Origin of the sequence: Polaribacter marinaquae (assembly GCF_038019025.1) — a bacterium.
GTDB classification, from domain to species: domain Bacteria; phylum Bacteroidota; class Bacteroidia; order Flavobacteriales; family Flavobacteriaceae; genus Polaribacter; species Polaribacter marinaquae.
This window is the reverse complement of sequence record NZ_CP150496.1, coordinates 20001-22500: the sequence shown is the minus strand read 5'-3', so window position 1 is coordinate 22500 and position 2500 is coordinate 20001. Positions and strand designations below refer to the sequence as shown.

Annotated in this window: 2 tRNA genes and 2 rRNA genes (1 of these 4 running past the window's edge); all 4 read right to left on the bottom strand. The window is 43.5% G+C overall.

The features are described 5' to 3' along the window. Positions 1–188: ribosomal RNA gene (locus WG950_RS00110) — 23S ribosomal RNA — on the bottom strand (it extends 2682 nt beyond the left edge of the window). Positions 189–352: 164 nt separating this feature from the next. Continuing rightward, positions 353–426, bottom strand: a tRNA-Ala gene (locus WG950_RS00105). Between the two features lie 84 nt (positions 427–510). Continuing rightward, positions 511–584: transfer RNA gene (locus WG950_RS00100), tRNA-Ile, on the bottom strand. A gap of 82 nt (positions 585–666) precedes the next feature. Beyond that, positions 667–2184 (bottom strand): 16S ribosomal RNA (locus tag WG950_RS00095). The 16S and 23S rRNA genes sit together here with 2 tRNA genes alongside, the layout of an rRNA operon. Between the last annotated feature and the right edge of the window lie 316 nt (positions 2185–2500).

Here is a 2500-nt window from a genome sequence, read left to right as displayed (position 1 = left end):
ACTTAGATGTTTCAGTTCACCGGGTTTGCCCCTTTCGGTACTATGTCTTCAACATAGTGGGTTGCCCCATTCGGATATCTACGGATTATAAGGTATGTGCCCCTCCCCGTAGCTTTTCGCAGCTTATCACGTCCTTCATCGCCTCTGAGAGCCTAGGCATCCGCCATACGCCCTTACTTAACTTATTGTACTTTTTGCTATGATGTATAAATACATCACAACGAGCTCTTTTATATTTTTATAAATATAATAGATATAAATATCTATTTGTTCTCTATCTTTTTGATTCTTACGATATCATTTTACCAATATGTCAATGAACTTGTGGCCTATCTATTATAATTGACCGTTGTGGAGAATATCGGAGTCGAACCGATGACCTCTTGCGTGCAAGGCAAGCGCTCTAGCCAACTGAGCTAATCCCCCATTTGAAATTTTGAATTTTGAATTCAGAATTACGAATTTAGAATTCTCTAGTTTCCAGAATTTCCTTAAAGTATACCTATTTTGTAGTCCCGGGCAGACTCGAACTGCCGACCTCTACATTATCAGTGTAGCGCTCTAACCAGCTGAGCTACGAGACTATAATAGCTTAATACTTTCTTTATTTTAAAATTAACAGCAAAGAGTAAAATGTACCTTTTGTAACTCACCATCTTTCTCTAGAAAGGAGGTGTTCCAGCCGCACCTTCCGGTACGGCTACCTTGTTACGACTTAGCCCTAGTTACCAGTTTTACCCTAGGCGGCTCCTTGCGGTGACCGACTTCAGGCACTCCCAGCTTCCATGGCTTGACGGGCGGTGTGTACAAGGCCCGGGAACGTATTCACCGGATCATGGCTGATATCCGATTACTAGCGATTCCAGCTTCACGGAGTCGAGTTGCAGACTCCGATCCGAACTGTGATATGGTTTGTAGATTCGCTCTCTGTTGCCAGATGGCTGCTCATTGTCCATACCATTGTAGCACGTGTGTGGCCCAGGACGTAAGGGCCGTGATGATTTGACGTCATCCCCACCTTCCTCACGGTTTGCACCGGCAGTCTCGTTAGAGTCCCCATCTTTACATGCTGGCAACTAACGACAAGGGTTGCGCTCGTTATAGGACTTAACCTGACACCTCACGGCACGAGCTGACGACAACCATGCAGCACCTTGTAATATGTCCGAAGAAAAGTCTATCTCTAAACCTGTCATACTACATTTAAGCCCTGGTAAGGTTCCTCGCGTATCATCGAATTAAACCACATGCTCCACCGCTTGTGCGGGCCCCCGTCAATTCCTTTGAGTTTCAATCTTGCGATCGTACTCCCCAGGTGGGACACTTATCACTTTCGCTTAGTCACTGAGATAAATCCCAACAACTAGTGTCCATCGTTTACGGCGTGGACTACCAGGGTATCTAATCCTGTTCGCTCCCCACGCTTTCGTCCATGAGCGTCAGTACATACGTAGTAGACTGCCTTCGCAATCGGTATTCTGTGTAATATCTATGCATTTCACCGCTACACTACACATTCTATCTACTTCCATATGACTCAAGTCAACCAGTATCAAAGGCAGTTCCATAGTTAAGCTATGGGATTTCACCTCTGACTTAATCGACCGCCTGCGGACCCTTTAAACCCAATGATTCCGGATAACGCTCGGACCCTCCGTATTACCGCGGCTGCTGGCACGGAGTTAGCCGGTCCTTATTCTTACAGTACCGTCAAGCTAGTACACGTACTAGTGTTTCTTCCTGTATAAAAGCAGTTTACAACCCATAGGGCAGTCTTCCTGCACGCGGCATGGCTGGATCAGAGTCTCCTCCATTGTCCAATATTCCTCACTGCTGCCTCCCGTAGGAGTCTGGTCCGTGTCTCAGTACCAGTGTGGGGGATCTCCCTCTCAGGACCCCTACCTATCGATGTCTTGGTAAGCCGTTACCTCACCAACTAACTAATAGGACGCATAGCCATCTTTTACCGATAAATCTTTAATTACAACCTGATGCCAAATCGCAATACTATGAGGTATTAATCTTCATTTCTAAAGGCTATCCCTCTGTAAAAGGTAGGTTCTATACGCGTTACGCACCCGTGCGCCGGTCGTCATCTGTGCAAGCACAATGTTACCCCTCGACTTGCATGTGTTAAGCCTGCCGCTAGCGTTCATCCTGAGCCAGGATCAAACTCTTCATTGTATATCTTAAATATTTTAATGAATAAGTTTCAAAAGAATTTACATTATTAATAATGTGGTTATTCTACTCTTTGTTTACGCTGTCAATTTCAATATTTTCAATGAACTTTTAAGGTATCAAATCTTGCTCTTTAAAAACAAAACCTAAATCTTAATCTTGTAGAAATGATAGAATCGAACTATCTAACTTAAATTACCGTTATTCCAAAATCTCTCTGAACGTTTTTGCTATCTCGTTTAGCGGGTGCAAATATAAAACTTATTTCTAATCTAACAAGAAAAATAAATCTTTTTTTTAATTTAATTTCTTAACCCGA